This is a genomic window from Streptomyces sp. A012304 (genome assembly GCF_026008495.1).
Lineage (GTDB): Bacteria > Actinomycetota > Actinomycetes > Streptomycetales > Streptomycetaceae > Streptomyces.
Window position 1 is genome coordinate 39,173 of sequence record NZ_BQUN01000103.1, and the last position, 18,267, is coordinate 57,439.

17 protein-coding genes are annotated in these 18,267 nt (G+C 71.6%); 11 read left to right on the top strand and 6 right to left on the bottom strand.

The window, feature by feature from the left end; all coding sequences use genetic code 11:
* The first annotated feature begins 1 nt into the window (after position 1).
* The 7 genes from ALMP_RS25905 to ALMP_RS25935 all read left to right on the top strand — a co-directional run bounded on the left by ALMP_RS25905 (position 2) and on the right by ALMP_RS25935 (position 5,909).
* Positions 2–1,288 (top strand): MFS transporter, encoded by a 1,287-nt coding sequence (locus tag ALMP_RS25905; RefSeq protein WP_264932334.1) that lies wholly within the window; start codon positions 2–4, stop codon positions 1,286–1,288.
* Between the two features lie 171 nt (positions 1,289–1,459).
* Positions 1,460–2,326, top strand: a complete 867-nt coding sequence (gene ddaH / locus ALMP_RS25910) for a dimethylargininase (RefSeq protein ID WP_264932336.1) — start codon at positions 1,460–1,462, stop codon at positions 2,324–2,326.
* 45 nt (positions 2,327–2,371) lie between these two features.
* Complete coding sequence (locus ALMP_RS25915) at positions 2,372–2,875, top strand: YbaK/EbsC family protein (protein WP_264932338.1); 504 nt, start codon at positions 2,372–2,374, stop codon at positions 2,873–2,875.
* 119 nt (positions 2,876–2,994) lie between these two features.
* Entirely contained in the window at positions 2,995–3,171 is a 177-nt protein-coding gene (locus ALMP_RS25920) for a hypothetical protein (protein ID WP_264932340.1), read from the top strand.
* A 21-nt stretch (positions 3,172–3,192) separates the two neighbouring features.
* Positions 3,193–3,486 (top strand): Dabb family protein, encoded by a 294-nt coding sequence (locus ALMP_RS25925; RefSeq protein WP_264932342.1) that lies wholly within the window; start codon positions 3,193–3,195, stop codon positions 3,484–3,486.
* 167 nt (positions 3,487–3,653) lie between these two features.
* Positions 3,654–4,493, top strand: a complete 840-nt coding sequence (locus ALMP_RS25930) for an RNA polymerase sigma factor SigF (RefSeq protein ID WP_264932894.1) — start codon at positions 3,654–3,656, stop codon at positions 4,491–4,493.
* A 504-nt stretch (positions 4,494–4,997) separates the two neighbouring features.
* Positions 4,998–5,909 carry an RNA polymerase sigma factor SigF gene (locus ALMP_RS25935; protein ID WP_264932344.1) on the top strand — a complete coding sequence of 304 codons (912 nt, stop codon included), beginning with the start codon at positions 4,998–5,000 and terminating at the stop codon, positions 5,907–5,909.
* Between the two features lie 184 nt (positions 5,910–6,093).
* Here ALMP_RS25935 and ALMP_RS25940 read toward each other — a convergent pair whose 3' ends face one another.
* On the bottom strand, positions 6,094–6,291 hold the full coding sequence (locus tag ALMP_RS25940; protein WP_264932346.1) for a hypothetical protein: 198 nt from the start codon (positions 6,289–6,291) through the stop codon (positions 6,094–6,096).
* 199 nt (positions 6,292–6,490) lie between these two features.
* Here ALMP_RS25940 and ALMP_RS25945 point away from each other — a divergent pair, with 199 nt between their 5' ends.
* From ALMP_RS25945 to ALMP_RS25960, 4 genes are all read left to right on the top strand, one after another.
* A complete protein-coding gene (locus ALMP_RS25945; RefSeq protein WP_264932348.1) occupies positions 6,491–6,982 on the top strand; it encodes a MarR family winged helix-turn-helix transcriptional regulator in 492 nt (163 codons plus the stop codon).
* A gap of 13 nt (positions 6,983–6,995) precedes the next feature.
* A complete protein-coding gene (locus ALMP_RS25950; protein ID WP_264932350.1) occupies positions 6,996–9,518 on the top strand; it encodes an MFS transporter in 2,523 nt (840 codons plus the stop codon).
* 68 nt (positions 9,519–9,586) lie between these two features.
* The gene (locus ALMP_RS25955; protein WP_264932352.1) at positions 9,587–10,408 is read left to right on the top strand and encodes a YceI family protein; all 822 of its coding nucleotides are present in this window, start codon (positions 9,587–9,589) and stop codon (positions 10,406–10,408) included.
* 59 nt (positions 10,409–10,467) lie between these two features.
* A complete protein-coding gene (locus ALMP_RS25960) occupies positions 10,468–10,938 on the top strand; it encodes a PPOX class F420-dependent oxidoreductase (protein ID WP_264932354.1) in 471 nt (156 codons plus the stop codon).
* 59 nt (positions 10,939–10,997) lie between these two features.
* Here ALMP_RS25960 and ALMP_RS25965 read toward each other — a convergent pair whose 3' ends face one another.
* The 5 genes from ALMP_RS25965 to ALMP_RS25985 all read right to left on the bottom strand — a co-directional run bounded on the left by ALMP_RS25965 (position 10,998) and on the right by ALMP_RS25985 (position 18,229).
* Entirely contained in the window at positions 10,998–13,166 is a 2,169-nt protein-coding gene (locus ALMP_RS25965; protein WP_264932356.1) for a glycosyltransferase family 39 protein, read from the bottom strand.
* Positions 13,163–14,608, bottom strand: coding sequence for a bifunctional glycosyltransferase family 2/GtrA family protein (locus ALMP_RS25970; RefSeq protein WP_264932358.1), 1,446 nt, complete (start codon positions 14,606–14,608; stop codon positions 13,163–13,165). The genes ALMP_RS25965 and ALMP_RS25970 overlap by 4 nt, the downstream gene beginning before the upstream one ends.
* A gap of 13 nt (positions 14,609–14,621) precedes the next feature.
* The gene (locus ALMP_RS25975; RefSeq protein WP_264932360.1) at positions 14,622–16,361 is read right to left on the bottom strand and encodes a HAMP domain-containing sensor histidine kinase; all 1,740 of its coding nucleotides are present in this window, start codon (positions 16,359–16,361) and stop codon (positions 14,622–14,624) included.
* Entirely contained in the window at positions 16,358–17,098 is a 741-nt protein-coding gene (locus ALMP_RS25980) for a response regulator transcription factor (protein ID WP_264932362.1), read from the bottom strand. Before ALMP_RS25980 ends, ALMP_RS25975 begins: the two co-directional genes overlap by 4 nt.
* A 207-nt stretch (positions 17,099–17,305) precedes the next feature.
* Entirely contained in the window at positions 17,306–18,229 is a 924-nt protein-coding gene (locus ALMP_RS25985) for a DUF2797 domain-containing protein (protein ID WP_264932364.1), read from the bottom strand.
* Between the last annotated feature and the right edge of the window lie 38 nt (positions 18,230–18,267).

Sequence of the window (18,267 nt, forward strand, 5' to 3'; positions counted from 1 at the left end):
GATGTCCAAGCCCAGCGAGGACGCCGCGCCCGGTGTCCTCGACGCCCTGCGGGCCACTCCCCGCCCGGTCCGCTACCTCCTCGGCGGTGTGCTGCTCAACCAGCTCGGCGCCTTCGTCCAGACCTTCCTGGTGCTGTACCTGACGCACCGCGGATACGGCGTCGACAAGGCCGGCTTCCTGCTCGGCGCCTACGGCGTCGGCGCGGTCGCGGGCACCCTCCTGGGCGGCGAACTCACCTCCCGGCTCGGCAGCCGCAACACCATCGTCACCGCGATGGGCGGCTCGGCCGTGCTGGTCTTCGTCATCCCGTGGCTGGCCGAGCCCGGCGCCTACCCGGTGCTGCTCTGCCTGGTCGTGCTGCTCGGCCTGATGACCCAGTCGTACCGCCCGGCCGCCTCCGCGCTGCTGAGCGAGCTGATGCCGGACGAGTACCGGGTCATGGGCTTCTCGATGCTGCGGATCGCCATGAACACGGGTGCGGCGGCGGGCCCGCTGCTCGCCGCGGGCCTCATCCAGATCGACTGGAACCTGCTGTTCTGGTTCGACGGTGTGACGGCCCTGACGTACGCGCTGCTGGCGGCGACGCTGCTGCCGAAGCCGGCGGCCGGGGAGAAGGACACACCGGCCGCGAAGGAGGACCAGCGGTCGGCGTACGGCGTGCTGGTGCGCGACCACCGCTTCCTCTTCTATCTGACGTCGATGCTGTTCAGCGCGCTGGTCTACGCCCAGTTCTTCGCGGTGCTGCCGGTCGATCTGGAGGACGCCGGCCACTCCACGGCCCTCTACAGCGCGGTCCTCACCCTGTCCTCGGTGGTGCTGATCAGTCTGGAGCTGGCGGTGACCGCGCGGGTGAGCCGCTGGCGGGCGAGCACGGCGGCGACGGTGGGCACGTTCGTGTACTGCCTGGGCATCGCCGGGTTCGGCCTGCCGGGCAGTGTGCCCGCGCTGATCCTGCTGACCACCGCCGTCAGCGTGGGCGGCCTGATGGTCAGCGGCCCGACGCTGTGGGCCCACCCGGCCAAGGCCGACGAGCGGGTCCGCGGCCGCTACATCGCCGCCTCCCAGACCGTCTTCGGCCTCGGCTCGGCGATCGGCCCGGCCCTCGGCATGCTCGTGTGGACCCACTACGGCGACGGCGTCTGGGCCGCCTGCGCGGTCCTCGGCGTCCTGGCCGCGGCCCTGGCCTACGCGGGTCTGCGCCCGTCGGACGAACCCCCGGCCCGGCCCGAGGCCGAGGACCCGCCCACCGGAACGGACACCCGCGAGGAAGCGACGGTCTCCGGCTGACCGCTCGCCTGGCCGTCGAGTGCCCGACCCCGGAAGGGATCCGCGCGGCCGACCACCCGCTCTTCGCCCTCCTCTTCACCCGCCGGTCCGTCCAGCCACCCTCCGGGCGGGGCCGGCACCCCGAGTCCTGAGCGTCACTCACCACCCATGAGCACCCGTCAAGGAGCGACCGTGCCCGTCACCGACACCATCGTCCCCACCGGTTCGACCTACCGAGCCGAGCGGCCCGCCCGGACGGCCACCCGCCGCCGGCTGCTGATGTGCCGGCCGCGGCACTACGACGTCACCTACTCGATCAACCCGTGGATGAACCCCGAGCGCAGCACCGACAACACGCTCGCGGTGAGCCAGTGGGAGCGGCTGCGCGACCTGTACATCGAACTCGGGCACAACGTCGAGGAGGTCAAGCCGGTCGAGGACCTGCCCGACATGGTGTTCGCCGCCAACGGCGCCACCGTCGTCGACGGCAAGGTCTACGGCGCCCGCTTCCGGCACGCCGAGCGCACCGCCGAGGGCCCCGCCTACCTGCGCTGGTTCCAGGAGCACGGCTACACGGACGTGCTGTGGCCGGAGTACATCAACGAGGGCGAGGGCGACTTCCTCACCGTCGGCCGGCGGATCCTGGCCGGCACCGGGTTCCGTACCGACGTCCGCGCGCACACCGAGGCGCAGGAGTTCTTCGGCCTGCCGGTGACCTCCTTGACCCTGGTCGACCCCCGGCACTACCACCTCGACACCGCGCTCGCGGTGCTGTCCGACGACGAGATCATGTACTACCCCGAGGCGTTCACCCCGGGCAGCCGGGCCGTGCTGCGGTCCCTGTACCCGGACGCCGTGCTCGCCTCCGCCGAGGACGCCGCCGTCTTCGGTCTGAACGCCTTCTCCGACGGACGTCACGTCCTGCTGCCGACCGCCGCCACGGGCCTGCACGCCCAGCTGCGCGCCCGCGGCTTCGAACCGATCGGCGTCGAACTCACCGAGCTGCTCAAGGCGGGCGGGAGCGTCAAGTGCTGCACGTTGGAGCTGCGCGACCGCTGAGCGACGCCCGGTGACTCCTCCTCCCAGGTCCAGGAAAGGATCCCCATGTCCCCCGCGCCCGCGACCGTGGACAGCCGTACCCGACTGCTCGACCTGCTCGTCAGGGGCGGTGCCCACTACCGCCTGCTGAGCCACGCGCCGCAGGGGCGCACCGACCTCGCCAGCGCGCTGCGCGGCCACCGTCTGGAGCAGGCCGCGAAGAGCCTGGTCATCCGGGTGGCCCTGAGCCGCAAGCGGCGGCGCTATGTCATCGCGGTGGTGCCCAGCGACCGCCGCGTCGACCTGGCCGCGCTCAGCGCGCTGTACACGGGGGAGGAGGCGTCGTTCGCGGTGCGCGGGGTCGCGGAGCAGCTCACCGGCTGCGTCAGCGGCTCGATCATGCCGCTGAGCTTCGACCCGGACCTGGAAGTCGTCGCCGACCCCGACCTCTTCGAGCACGAGGAGATCTTCTTCAACACCGGCCGCCTGGACGAGTCGGTGGCCCTGCGCACGGAGTGCTACCGCACGCTGGTGGCTCCCCGCGTGGCCCGGATCGCGGCACCGGCCTGAGACCCACCGCCCCACGGCTCACCGCCCCGCACCTCGCGCCTACGGTGTGACAATCCGACCGGGGGTTACACTCGCCGCCGGCAGCAGGGGCCCTAGGGGCAGTCACAGGGGAGGCCGCGGTGGCGGTGAACGCCAAGAAGATCGCCGTCTACGTAGTCGTGGTCTTCGTGCTCTACGTGATCATCACGGACCCGGCCAAGGCCGCGGACTACGTCCAGATAGGGTTCGAGGGCATATCGGACGCCGCCAAGGCCATCGGTGACTTCTTCACCTGGGTCGCCGACGGAGCGAAGTAGTACGCACTACCGGGAGTGCCCATGATCCGCCACCTGGTCCTCTTCAAGCTCAACGAGGGCGTCGAACGCGAGGACCCCCGGGTCGTGGCGGGCGAGGCCGCCTTCCGCGCCCTCGGCGACCAGATCGAGGAGCTGCGCTTCTGGGAGCTGGGCTGGAACATCAGCGAGCGCCCCATCGCCTACGACTTCGCGATCAACTCCGCGGTCGAGGACGCCGACGCCCTCAAGCGCTACCTGGAGCACCCCGCCCACCAGGCGGGCGTCGCCCTCTGGCGCGAGTTCGCCACCTGGGTGGTCGCCGACTACGCGTTCTGAGCGACGCCTCGCCCACACCGGTGAAGCCCTCCGCCGTTCGGGCGGGGGGCTTCGGCATGTTTAAACCCCAACTTGTCCCTCAACACGGTGTGATGGGGTGCTTGCACACAGTGGACATGTCTTGTGATGCTATGACCGCTTTTGACGGATGATTGACCGATGAAGAGGTGGCGTTGACCGTGTCGGCCAGTACTGCGCCGCCCCAGGAGGAGGCATCCGAGCCCGCCCCCGCTCCCGAGAAACGGCGCGGCGCCGACACCCGGGCGCTCACCCAGGTGCTCTTCGGCCAACTCAAGGGACTCAAGCCCGGCACCCCGGAGCACAACCGCGTGCGCGGGGCGCTCATCGAGGCCAATCTCCCGCTCGTGCGCTACGCCGCCGCCCGCTTCCGCTCCCGCAACGAGCCGATGGAGGACGTCGTCCAGGTCGGCACCATCGGACTCATCAACGCCATCGACCGCTTCGACCCGGACCGGGGCGTGCAGTTCCCGACGTTCGCGATGCCGACGGTCGTCGGCGAGATCAAACGGTACTTCCGCGACAACGTCCGCACGGTCCACGTACCGCGCCGGCTGCACGAGCTGTGGGTGCAGGTCAACAGCGCGACCGAGGACCTGACCACCTGCTTCGGCCGCACCCCGACCACCGCCGAGATCGCCGAGCGGCTGCGCATCAGCGAGGACGAGGTGCTCTCCTGCATCGAGGCGGGCCGCTCCTACCACGCCACCTCGCTGGAGGCCGCGCAGGAGGGCGACGGCCTGCCGGGCCTGCTGGACCGCCTCGGCTACGAGGACCCCGCCCTGGACGGCGTGGAACACCGCGACCTGGTCCGCCACCTCCTGGTCCAACTCCCCGAGCGCGAACAGCGGATCCTGCTGCTGCGCTACTACAGCAACCTCACCCAGTCCCAGATCAGCGCGGAACTCGGCGTCTCCCAGATGCACGTCTCACGGCTCCTGGCCCGCAGCTTCCAGCGCCTGCGCTCCGCGAACCGCATCGATGCCTAGGCCCTGCCGTTTGGATCAGGCCGGCTGTGAGGTGCGGTGCCTTTCGGCCGGCCCGAGCGGGGCCTGGTGCGTGCAGATGCAAGGCGGAGGAGGGAGTCGACGCGATGGGGGCCCCTCCCGCGCGAGCGAAGCCGAGCGTGGGGGAGTCGGCGAGTGACGACAACGCCGCAGATGTGCGTGCCAGGCCCCGCGACGCCGGGATGATCCAAACGGCAGGGCCTAGGCCATTCGCGCGACCGAACACGCGCGCCATCGATCACCGTTGCGAGCGAATCACCCACCCGGGAGGATCCCGACAGAATCGCGCTGAAAACCCGTCACAACCCCTCTTTCCAGGGCCGATTCGTTACTGAGATGTCGACATGTCACTACAGCGTGTTGCCGACATGTGACATTCTGCGGGAAGCGCGTTTGCCGGGGCTTCGGCTCCGGTATTCAGGTGAAGGCTGACCTTCCTCTCCGGGAGCGTCCGCCGCGACCGTCCCGCGACCCAAAGGGGGTGGCATGTCCGCAGACCAGGGCAGCTCGAAGGTGCTCACGCTCATGAAGAGCGAGTCCGCGCCCGTCGAGCCCGTCACGCCCGTCGAGCCCGACCTGCTCGACGACGTCACGGCCCTCGAGGCCGCGCCGGCCCCGGCTCTCCCGGCCACGGGGGCCATCGACACCCGCACCCTGTCCCGCTCCCTGTTCCTGCGACTGGCCGCCCTCGACGAGAACAGCCCCGAGCGGGCGTACGTCCGGGACACGCTGATCGAGCTGAACCTCCCGCTCGTGCGCTACGCCGCGGCCCGCTTCCGCTCGCGCAACGAGCCGATGGAGGACATCGTCCAGGTCGGCACCATCGGCCTGATCAAGGCGATCGACCGCTTCGACTGCGAACGGGGCGTGGAGTTCCCGACGTTCGCGATGCCGACGGTCGTCGGTGAGATCAAGCGCTTCTTCCGCGACACCTCGTGGTCGGTGCGGGTGCCGCGCCGCCTCCAGGAGCTGCGCCTGGCCCTGACGAAGGCCAGCGACGAGCTCTCGCAGAAGCTGGACCGCTCCCCGACGGTCGGCGAACTCGCCGCGGTGCTGGGCGTGTCCGAGGAGGACGTGGTCGACGGCCTCGCGGTCGGCAACGCCTACACGGCCTCCTCGCTCGACTCCCCGGCCCCCGAGGACGACGGCGGCGAGGGCTCCCTGGCCGACCGCCTCGGCTACGAGGACAGCGCGCTGGAGGGCGTCGAGTACCGCGAGTCCCTGAAGCCGCTGCTGGCCAAGCTGCCGCCCCGCGAACGGCGCATCATCATGCTGCGCTTCTTCGCCAACATGACGCAGTCGCAGATCGGCGAGGAGGTCGGCATCTCCCAGATGCACGTCTCCCGCCTGCTGACCCGCACCCTGGCCCAGCTCCGCGACGGTCTGATCTCCGACTAGCCACCCCGGGAGGCCGGGCGCCGGGATTTTCTCCTGGTGCCCGTCACCCCACCTGGGCGCCAGGCCGCCCACCCGGACACACAACCGCCGGGGCACCCCAAGGGGCGCCCCGGCGGCACGTTTTCCGCCACCCGCCACCGGCCGCCGGCCACGAGTGGACGAGCCGACCGGCCCTGGTGGTGGGTCAGCTCAGCGCCAGCCAGGCGACCGCCGCGACGATCGCCACCGCCGCGACGACGCCCACGATCAGACCGATACGGGGACCGGCCGGCGCGGCGGCCTGACGGGACGCCTGCGGGGCGCCCTCGTCGACGAACGCCCGGAACATCTGGGTGCTGCCGGCGGGGTCGTGGTTGCCCTGGGGGCCCTGGGTGTTAGCCATGCCCCGAGACCCTAGCGAAAGCGGCCCTGCGGCCCCAAGCGGGGGTGCCGCGGCCGACGGCCGGTCCTCACCCCACCTGCGCGTTTACTGCCGCAATACTTGCCTTTGCCAACTTTTTGCGGCCCTCACGGTCCTTTTATTTGCCTGTAGCAACCAAGCGCTTCTATGGTTGCCCTAAGCAACGAAAGCGGGAGGTGTGATGGCGGAGCAGGCGCAGTACGAGGAGCTGGCGCGTCAGCTCAGCGCCGTCGGGGCCGTGAAGCGGGACCTCGGACGGATCCTGCCCGCCGACTGCCCGGCGGGCGCGGCGGCCGTGCTGACGCTGCTCGGACGCCACGGCGATCTCCGCATGAGCGCCCTCGCCGAGCTGCTCGCCGTCGACATGTCGGTGACCAGCCGGCACGCCGCTCACCTCGCCGGGCGCGGCTGGATCGAGCGCTCCCCCGACCCGGCCGACAAACGATCCCGCATCCTGCGCCTCACCCCCGACGGCGAGGCCATGCTCCTGGAGCTGTCGCGCCGCAGCACCGAGCTGCTGGCCGAGCGCCTCAGCGACTGGACCGAGGAGGAGGTCGGTCAGCTCATCCGGCTGATGACCCGGCTGCGCGCCTGCTTCGGCGCGCCACCGCCACCGCCCCCACCCGTTCCCGTACGTGAACCGACCACCCGTACACCCGCACAAGCGACGTAGAAGAAGGAAGCCCATGGCAACGACCACACCAGCCGGTGTGCGGGCGCACGCGAAGCACGGCGGAGGGTCCGCCGCCGACGCTCCGATGACGCACCGGCAGATCATGGAGGCCCTCTCCGGCCTGCTGCTCGGCATGTTCGTGGCGATCCTGTCGTCCACGATCGTCTCCAACGCCCTCCCGGAGATCATCGGCGACCTCGGCGGCGGCCAGTCCGCCTACACCTGGGTCGTCACCGCCACTCTGCTGTCCATGACGGCCGCCACCCCCCTGTGGGGCAAGCTCGCCGACCTGTACAGCAAGAAGGCGCTCGTCCAGATCGCGCTCGTCATCTATGTGCTCGGCTCCGCGGCCGCCGGCCTGTCGCAGAACGCCGGCATGCTGATCGCCTGCCGCGTCGTGCAGGGCATCGGCGTCGGCGGTCTGTCCGCCCTCGCGCAGATCGTGATGGCCGCGATGATCTCCCCGCGGGAGCGCGGCCGGTACTCCGGCTACCTGGGCGCGACGTTCGCGGTCGCGACCGTCGGCGGCCCGCTGCTCGGCGGCGTCATCACCGACACCAGCTGGCTCGGCTGGCGCTGGTGCTTCTACGTCGGCGTCCCCTTCGCCGTCATCGCGCTGATCGTGCTCCAGAAGACCCTGCACCTGCCGGTCGTGAAGCGGGACGTGAAGGTCGACTGGGCCGGCGCGTTCTTCATCTCCGCGGCGGTCTCGCTGCTGCTGGTCTGGGTCACCTTCGCCGGTGACAAGTACGACTGGCTGTCCTGGCAGACGTACACGATGGTGGCCGGCTCGATCGTGCTCGGCCTGGTCTTCGTGATCGTCGAGTCCAAGGCCAGTGAGCCGATCATCCCGCTGCGGCTGTTCCGCAACCGCACCATCACGCTCTCCTCGATCGCCTCGCTGTTCGTCGGCGTCGCGATGTTCTCCGGCACCGTCTTCTTCGCCCAGTACTTCCAGCTGGCCCGCGACAAGTCCCCGACCATGTCGGGCGTCATGACGATCCCGATGATCGGCGGCCTGTTCGTCTCCTCCACCGTCTCCGGGCAGTTCATCACCCGCACCGGCAAGTGGAAGGCCTGGCTGGTCAGCGGCGGTCTGCTCACCACGGCGGGCCTCGGCCTGCTGGGCACCATCCGCTACGACACCGACTACTGGAAGACGGCCGTCTTCATGGCCCTGCTCGGCCTCGGCGTCGGCATGATGATGCAGAACCTGGTGCTGTCCACGCAGAACCAGGTCGAGCCGGGCGACCTCGGCGCGGCCAGCTCCACCGTCACCTTCTTCCGCTCCCTCGGCGGCGCGATGGGCGTCTCCGCGCTCGGCGCCGTCATGGCCCACCGCATCACCGACTACGCCCGGGACGGCATCGCCGACCTCGGCCCCAAGTACGCCGCCGGCGCCTCCGGTTCGAGCTCCACCGGCGCGATCCCGGACATGGACAAGCTGCCCGCGCCGCTGCGCACGGTCATGGAGAGCGCGTACGGCCACGGCATCGCGGACGTCTTCCTGATCGCGTCGGCCCTGGCGCTGATCGCCTTCCTGGTCACCCTGTTCATCAAGGAGGTCCCGCTGCGGACCAAGGGCGGGCTGGCGCAGCAGGCCGCCGCGGACGAGGAGACCCCGGCCGAGGCCGCCGCCCCGGTCGAGCGGCAGCCCGCGGAGAGGGTCGTCCCGAGCTGGGCGGCCACCGCCACCACGGAGACCGACGGCACCGCGACCGCCACGCAGCGCCTCGCCGCCGTCGCCACCCTCGACACCCCCCGGCCGGCCTCCGGCGGCGTCCCGGTCCACGGCTTCGTCCGCGGCGCCGAGAGCGCGCCCGTCCCGCAGGCCGCCGTCACCCTCATCTCCCTCGCGGGACGCCAGCTCGGCCGCTCGGTCGCGCAGGGCGACGGTTCCTACGCCGTGGACGCGCCGGGCAGCGGCTCGTACGTCCTGATCGCCTCCGCCGACGGGTTCCAGCCGCAGGCGTCCACGATCGTGGTGAACGGCGAGCCGGTCGCGTACGACATCCTGCTCAGCGGGACCAGTGGGCTCGTCGGCACGGTGCGGGCGGCGGAGTCGGGGCAGCCCGTGAAGGACGCCATGGTGATCGTCACCGATGTGCGGGGCGATCTGCTGGCCACCGGGACCACCGGTGAGCAGGGCGAGTTCTCCTTCGCGGAGCTGGTGCCGGGTGCCGTGACCGTCGCGGTGAACGCCGCCGGCTACCGGCCGCGCGCCCTGCCCGTCGAGGTCGGCGCGACCGGCGTGACCCGCGCGGAGGTCGTCCTCGACGCGGGCGCCCAGGTCCAGGGCGTCGTCCGGGCGCCGCACGGCCCGCTGGCCGACGCGCGCGTCACCCTCGTGGACGCGGCGGGCAACGTGGTCGCCACGGCCACGACCGGCGCGGACGGCGCGTACGCCTTCACCGACCTCGACGGCGGCGAGTACACGGTCATCGCGACCGGCTACCCGCCGGTGGCCACCGCGCTGACCGTCACCGGCACCGGCGTCGACGGCCACGACATCGCACTCGCCCACCCGAGCGAGTAGGACGGCGCCGGGCGGGCGGTGGGGTCACCCCCTGCCGCCCGCCCGGCTCTTGTGAGGAGTTACCCGAAATGGCACTGACCGCGAGGATCCGCACCCGGGACGGATGGGCCGTGTCGCACGCGGTCGTCACGGTGACCGACATGACCGGCACGCAGGTGCTGCGCGCCGAGGCCGACCAGGAGGGCGTCGTCCGGGACGCGACCGCACTGGCGCCGGGGGCGTACACCGTGATCGTCACGGCCGTCGGCTACGCCCCGGCCGCCGCGAGCGCGCTCGTCACCGCGAGCGGACGCGTCGGGATCGGCACGGTCACCCTGGCCCGGCAGGGCGGCACCGAGCTGCCGCCGCCCGGCCCGTGGACCGTCGACCCGGCGCACTCCACGGTCGGCGCGGTCGCCCAGCACCTGGGCATCTCCAGCGTGCGGGGCCGGTTCACGGAGTTCTCGGCGAGCGTCGAGATCGCCCCGGACGACGTCACCAAGTCCCGGGTGGAGGCGGTGATCCGGGCCGCGTCCATCGACACCGGCAACGGCATGCGCGACACCCATCTGCGCTCCGCGGACTTCCTGGACGTCGCGGCCCACCCGGAGATCACCTACCGTTCGACCGGCCTGACGGCGGCGGGCCCGGACCGCTGGACCGTCCACGGCGACCTGTGCCTGCGCGGCGTCGTGCGCCCCGTCGACCTGGACCTGGCTTACCTCGGCACCGGCGCCGACCCCTGGGGCGGCACCCGCGCCGCCTTCCGCGCGACGGCCGAGCTGCACCGCGAGGACTTCGCCATGAACTACAACCAGGTCGTCCAGGCGGGCATCGCCGCCATCGGCACCACGCTGAAGGTCGAGCTGGACATCCAGGCGGTGCGGGGCGAGTCCCTGCCCCAGGCGTAGCACCACCAGGGACAGCCAGGCTCGGCCTCCGGCCGAGGTGTTGCCCCTAGGCTGCGGGCATGGCATCGAACATCGCGACCAACACCTCCGTCAGCCTCGACGAGCTGCTGGACTTCGTCCGCCCCCGCCACCGCGCGATCCTGCTCACCCGGCGCGCCGACGGCAGCCCCCAGGGGTCGCCGCTGACCTGCGGGGTCGACGACTCGGGCCGGATCGTGGTGTCCACGTACCCGGAGCGGGCCAAGACGCGCAACGCCAAGCGGGACGAGCGGGTCAGCGTCATCGTCCTCAGCGACGACTGGAACGGGCCGTGGGTCCAGATCGACGGCACCGCCGAGGTGCTCGACGCACCCGACTCCGTCGAGCCGCTGGTGGAGTACTACCGCAACATCGCCGGCGAGCACCCGGACTGGGACGAGTACCGGGAGGCGATGGTCAGGCAGAACAAGTCGATCATCCGGATCACCCCCGACCGCTGGGGTCCGGTCGCCACTGGCGGCTTCCCGGCACGGCTCGCCCCGCAGGAATAGAGAGGCGGTGGCCCTTGGGGGCCACCGCTTCTGTCGTCAGGGAACCGTCAGCCGGATCCTCAGCCGCTCACCTTCTGCGTCAGGTCGTAGAAGGTCGCGGAACCGACCGTGACCTGCTTGAAGTTGGCCTGGACCCAGGAGGTGATCTGCGCGGACGTGCCGTTGCCGCTGCCGCCCATGCCGCCGCCGGTGCCACCCGAGACGAAGTAGTGGATCTTGCCGTCCGCCACGTACTTCTTGAACTGGGCCGGCGTCGGGGACGGATCGGTGCCGTTGAAGCCGCCGATCGCCATCACCGGCTCGCCCGTGGAGAGCTGGTAGCTCGCCGCGTTCTGGGCACCGATGGCCGCCGCGACCCAGGTGTAGTCGTCCGCGTCGGTCTCCAGCAGCTTCTTGGCCTCGTCGGTGACGCTCGCGCCGTTGAGCAGGCCGCCCATGCCGCCGCCGCCGCCGTCACCCATGCCCCCGCCGGGACCGCCCTGCTGCTGGTTCCGCGTGCCGCCGGTGCCGTTCTGCTGGCCCGGCATACCGCCGCCGGGGAAGCCGTTGCCGTTCTGCTGTCCCTGCTGGTTCTGTCCCTGCTGACCCTGCTGGTTCGGGCCGCCGCCCGGGAAGCCGCCGCCACCGCCGGGACCGCCACGGCCGCCCGCGACCGTCGGACCCGCGGTGACGATCGAGCCGGTGTGGCCCTCGCTCACCGTGGTGAGGGTGTACGCCGTCGGACCGGCCAGCGCGGCGACGAGGCCCACCCCGGCGACGCCCAGGGCCGGCCGACGCCCCAGCCCGCCCACGAAGATCAGGCCGAGCGCGGCGGCCAGACCGCCCACCAGCACCAGCCACTTCAGCCACGGCAGATAGTCGGAGGAGCGGTTGAGGAGGACGTATCCCCAGGCCGCCGTGGCCGTCATCGCGCCCGCCAGGGTCAGCGACGCCCACACCTTCCCCCGCTGTTCCCACAGCAGCGCCGCGCCCATGCCGACCAGCGGCGCGACATAGGGGGCGAGGGCCACGGTGTAGTACTCGTGGAAGATGCCCTGCATGTAGCTGAAGACCACCATGGTGATCAGCAGCGCGCCGCCCCAGACCAGGAAGGAACCGCGGGTCACCGATGTGCGCCCGGCCCCGCGCGTGGCCACCAGGCCCGCGACGAGCAGGATCAGCGCGGCGGGGATCAGCCAGGAGATCTGGCCGCCGATGCTGGAGCCGAACAGGCGGTCCCAGCCGGTCTCGCCCCAGTTGCCGCCTCCGCCGCCACCGCCGACGCTGCCGGTCTCCTCGCCGTTCAGACGGCCGAGGCCGTTGTAGCCGAAGGTCAGCTCCAGGAAGCTGTTGTTCTGCGAGCCGCCGATGTACGGGCGGGAGGACGCCGGCCACAGCTCCACGATCGCCACCCACCAGCCGCCGGAGACGACCAGCGCGACCGTCGCCAGGGCCAGCTGCCCGAAGCGCCTCTTCACCGACACCGGCGCGCACACCGCGTACACGATGGCCAGCGGCGGCAGGATCAGGAAGGCCTGGAGGGTCTTGGCGAGGAAGGCGAAGCCGATCGCGACACCCGCCCACACCAGCCACTTCGTCCGGCCGTCCGCCAGCGCCCGGATGACGAGGTAGCAGGCGACGGCCATCAGCAGCGCCAGCATCGCGTCCGGGTTGTTGAACCGGAACATCAGCGCCGCGACGGGCGTGAGCGCGAGCACCGCGCCGGAGATCAGACCGGCCGCGGGGCTGAACCGGCGGCGCACGGCCGCGTAGACCACGGCCACCGTGCCGACGCCCATGAGGACCTCGGGCAGCAGGATCGCCCAGGAGCTCAGTCCGAAGATCCGCACCGACAGCGCCATCGGCCACAGCGCGGCCGGCGGCTTGTCGACGGTGATGGCGTTCCCCGAGTCCAGCGAGCCGAAGAAGAAGGCCTTCCAGCTCTCGCTGCCGGCCTGGACGGCCGCCGAGTAGAAGGAGTTGGCGTAGCCGGAGGCGCTGAGGTCGTAGAGGTACAGGAGGAAGGTGGCGGCCAGCAGGCCGAGGAAGGCCGGGCGTGCCCAGCGGGGGTCCTCGGGCCGGCCGCGCCACAGTCTGCGGACGAAGGGCTGCTCGGGCTCACCGGCGGCGGGGGCCGGGGCGGACGCCTGCTCGGGCTCACCGCCGGGAGTCGGGGCGGACGGCTGCCGCGGCGTATCGGCCGGGTCGGCCTGAAGGGGCGCCGTCATCGGGTCGAGGTTGGTGGTCATCGGGCGTCCCCCGGGTCGGTGTCGTGGGGGCGCACCGGCTGCACGCGCATGGTGGCGTCCCTCCAGGCGCCGTCCGCGGCTTCGCCGGCGCGGAACTCGGCCGTCCCGTGGGGGGCGGTGCCACCGCGTCGCGGCAGCGGGGCGGCCGGCGCGGTCGTCGGATACGTCGCTGAGGACGCCGTGGTGGGGGAGTCGTCGGCCTCCCGCCGGTCCGGGAAGACCCAGACGCGGAAGAGCAGGAAGCGCAGGACGGTCGCCGCGAGGTTGGCCGCGATGAGGACGGCCAGCTCGGTGGAGTGCGCGGGATCGGAGGTCGCCGCGTTCAGCGCGACGAGCGACCCGCTGGTCAGCGCCAGGCCGATGCCGAAGACGACCAGGCCCTGTGCCTGGTGGCGGACGGCTCCGCCGCGGCCGCGCACCCCGAAGGTGAGACGGCGGTTGGCGGCGGTGTTGGCGATCGCCGAGACCAGCAGGGCGAGCGCGTTGGCGGTCTGGGAGCCGGAGAACTGCCGGAAGCCGCTGTACAGCAGCAGATAGAAGAGGGTGGACAAGCCACCGACCACACAGAAGCCGACGAGCTGTCGGGCCAGGCCCTTGGGTACGTCCATGATCTCGCGGTCGCGGGGATCGTCGCCGAACGGCCTGGTCAGCCGGTCCAGCGGAAGCGAACCGGTGGCCAGCGCCTTCCCTACGCGCCACACCCCCTTCAGGTCATCGGTCGCCGTCTTCACGATGTGCACCGTGGAGTCCGGGTCGTCGACCCAGTCGACCGGCACCTCGTGGATGCGGAGACCGGCTCGTTCGGCGAGCACCAGCATCTCAGTGTCGAAGAACCAGCCGGTGTCTTCCACCAGGGGGAGCAGAACTTGTGCGACGTCACGCCGGATCGCCTTGAATCCGCACTGGGCGTCGGTGAAGCGGGCCTGGAGCGAGCCGCGCAGGATCAGGTTGTAGGAGCGGGAGACGAACTCCCGCTTGGGGCCGCGCACCACCCGCGAGCTGCGGGCCAGGCGGGAGCCGATCGCCAGGTCGGAGTGGCCGGAGATCAGCGGCGCCACCAGCGGCAGCAGCGCGTTGAGGTCGGTGGACAGGTCCACGTCCATATAGGCGAGGATCGGGGCCTCCGAGGCCGACCAGACGGTCCGCAGCGCCCGGCCGCGGCCCTTCTGCTCCAGCCGGAAGGACCTCACCTCCGGGATCCGCGTCTCCAGCAGCCGCGACACATCGGCGGTGGTGTCCGTCGACGCGTTGTCCGCGATCGTGATGCGGAACGGGTACGGGAACGTCCGGGTGAGGTGGTCGTGCAGTCTGACGACGCACGGCTGGAGGTCCTTCTCCTCGTTGTAGACGGGGATCACTACGTCCAGGACAGGCGTACCGGCTGTGGCGGCCGGGAGGTGCTCCCGCGCCGGCAGAGTGCCGGGAGAAGAGTCGGTTCGCATGACTCGACTTTCCTCAGGCGCCCTGTTGTGCCCATGTGCCGGCGCTGTGCTCGACCTGTGAGTCCCGTTGCCGGTTCGTTTCGGGCGCCGGCTCGGGCACGGCGGGGCCGAGCGCGGGCAGGTGCACGGTGAACACGGTCTGCCCGGGCACGCTGTCCACGGTCACCGCGCCGCCGTGCGCGGTCGCCACGGCCTGCACGATGGCGAGGCCGAGGCCGGTGGAGCCGGTGGCGCGGGAGCGCGCGGAGTCGCCGCGGGCGAACCGTTCGAAGACGTGCGGAAGCAGCTGAGCCGGGATGCCCTGGCCGTTGTCCTGGACGTCCACGCACAGCCACGGCCCGCGCCGCCGCACCCGTGCGGTGACGGTCGTGCCGGACGGGGTGTGGGTGCGCGCGTTGGCGAGGAGGTTGACCAGCACCTGTTGCAGACGGGCCGCGTCCGCCGACACGAGCGCCGGTTCGTCGGGCAGCTCCAGCCGCCACACGTGGTCCGGCCCGGCCGCGCGGGCGTCGCTGACGGTGTCGACGACCAGCGGTACGAGGTCGGTCTGCTCGAACCGCAACGGCCGGCCCGCGTCCAGGCGGGCGAGCAGCAGCAGATCCTCCACGAGCAGGGTCATCCGGCCGGCCTCGGACTCGATGCGGCCGAGTGCGTGCCGGGTGTCGGGCCCGACCTGCTCGCGTCCACGCCGGGTCAGCTCGGCGTACCCGCGGATGGAGGCGAGGGGTGTGCGGAGTTCATGGCTGGCGTCGGCGACGAACTGCCGTACCCGCACCTCGCTCTGCTGGCGGGCGTGCAGGGCGCCGTGGACATGGTCCAGCATCCGGTTGAGCGCGGCGCCGACCTGGCCGACCTCGGTGTGCGGGTCGGTCTCGGACTCCGGGACGCGCTCGCTGAGGTTGACCTCGCCGGTGTGCAGGGGCAGCTCCGAGACCCGGGTGGCGGTGGCGGCGACCTTGCGCAGCGGCCGGGTGGCGACACCCACCAGGACGTACCCGGCGATGGCGGCCGCGACCAGCCCGGCGGCGGTGACGCTCACCTCGACGAGGACGAGGGTGGTGATGGTGTTGTCGGTGTCCTTGGTGGGGACGGCGACGTAGTAGGAGCCCTTGTCCCCGGAGACGTAGACCACGCGGTAGTCGCCCAGACCGGGAATCTCGACGCTGTGCTTCCGGTGGTCCTGGCCGACGTCGTCGAGGGCGGCCAGCTGCGCCTCGCTGAGGGGCTTGGCCACCATGCCGCTGATGTCGGTGCTGGAGGAGTCCTTCTCGCCCACCCGGGCGTCGGTGATCGTGCCGTTCACGACCTTCGCGATCAGCGTGCCCTGCGGCTGGGCCGGACCGCGCGTGACGAAGTCCTTGAGATTGATGGTGGTCGAGTCGCCGATGGATCCGCCGGACCCGGTGGACCCGGTGGATCCGGTGGACCCGGTGGACCCGGTGGACCCGGTGGACCCGGTGGACCCGGTGGACCCGGTGGACCCGGTGGATCCGGTGGATCCGGTGGCGTCCTGGTCGGGCTGGCCGTCCTTGATGCCGCCCGGCGGCATCGCGGACGCCCGGGCCGCGACGTCCTTCAGCTTGCCGTCGAGCTGCTGGTACAGGTGGGACCGCAGCGCGAGCGTGGTGACCGTGCCGATCACCGCGCAGACCACGGCGATCAGCACCACGGACGCGACGACGAGCCGTGCCCGCAGGGTGCGCGGCTGTGCCGCTCGTCTCCGCTGCGGACGCGGCCGTCGTCGTCCGCTCATGACGCCGCGGGCTTGATCAGGTACCCGGCGCCGCGCCGGGTGTGGATCATCGGCTCCCGCCCCGCGTCGATCTTGCGCCGCAGGTAGGAGATGTACAGCTCGACCACATTGGCCTGGCCGCCGAAGTCGTAGGACCACACCCGGTCGAGGATCTGGGCCTTGCTGAGCACGCGCCGCGGGTTGCGCATCAGGAAGCGCAGCAGCTCGAACTCGGTGGCGGTGAGGTGGATGTTCTCACCGGCGCGCGAGACCTCGTGGCTGTCCTCGTCGAGGGTGAGGTCACCGACGACGAGCACGGAGTCGGACCGGCGGTCGGCCGCACCGGAGCGGCGGATCAGCCCGCGCAGCCGGGCGACGACCTCCTCCAGGGAGAACGGCTTGGTGACGTAGTCGTCCCCGCCGGCGGTCAGGCCCGCGATACGGTCCTCGACGGCGTCCTTGGCGGTGAGGAACAGCACCGGCACGTCCGGCAGTTCCCGCCGAAGCCGTCCGAGGACGGTCAGCCCGTCCATGTCGGGCAGCATCATGTCCAGGACGACGGCGTCGGGCCGGAAATCCCGCGCCGTCTGGACGGCACCGGTGCCGTCCCCCGCACTCCGGATCTGCCATCCCTCGTAACGCAGGGCCATGGACAGCAGTTCGGTGATCGACAGCTCGTCGTCCACCACAAGCACTCGGACGGGGCTCCCGTCCGGCCTCAGCAGTTCGGTGCGCCCCTGGGGCGAGGTCGTGGTCATGGAACACACCTTGTCGGGGCCCTCTGAGAGCACCCTTTCCGCCGTCTGTGATTTTCCTGAGAAACACACAGGGAGTTCTCAACAAGCCCCGTGACCATGGCGTTCACACGGCCATGTGTACCGTTCCGCTCCGCGCGACGATCACCTGGAATCCCTGATTCCGCGTTGGGGCGGCTTTGGGGAACCTGTCATGGGGACCGGGCTCCCTCAGAACAACCCGTCCTGAAGATGAGCGGCCTCCTTCCTGAACTCCCGTACGGGAAAACTCACCTGCGCCGACGAGGCGCGCGGAACGCCACCCGGCGAGGTGTGCTGGACGTCCTCCGTCGGCATCGGCACCAGTTCCCACCCCCTCATCAACCGCGTGTCGAGCACCACCACCCCTTCCCCGGTCGCCAGATGCAGATCGGGCCCGGCGGCCGCCACCAGCTCCCCGCTCACCGCGCCCCCGGCGACCAGCTCGCTCACCTCCCCCACGGCGGCGGGCGCCCCGGCCAGCCCGAACACGTCCAGGTGGTCGACGGCCCGGAAGGGCTCCGGCGCCAGCGACTCCGGCCAGCCGCCGAGCGCCACCGCACGGGCATGCAACTCCCGTATCTCCCGGGCCCGCTCCTCCTCCCCCTCGGGCAGCGAGGCCCGTACCGCGCGCTTGTCGCCGTACGGGATCCGGTCGGGCACGCCCAGGGCGGCGCGCAACAGCTCCTCCGCCCGCCGGGCGGCCATCAGCGGGCCCGTGCCGAGCCGGCTGAAGCAGACCGCCCCCTGCTCCAGCAGCCGGGCCGACCCCCGCTCGACCGCCGTGATCCCGACCTTCGTCATGCCGGGCCCGAACCACGCCAGGTAGACGCGGTAGGGGCGAGGGTCGTCGGCGATCCCGTCGGCCGCGACGGAGTGCGCCCGGTCCAGCCGCGCGCACTCCTCGCACCGGGCCCCCGTACTGCGCCCCGGCACCGCCACCCGCCGCGGACACGCATTCCCCCGAGCCCCGACACATTCCCGAACACCCCCCTCCGCGACCCCGAAGGCCACCCACTTCCCCCAGGACAGCGCGCTACGACGCCCCCCGTCCCACATCAGCACGGGACCCTGCGGCGACCACCGCAGCCCCGCGCACTTCCATGCCCGTGCCATCTCCCACAACGCTAGCCCCCACCACTGACAACGCCCCC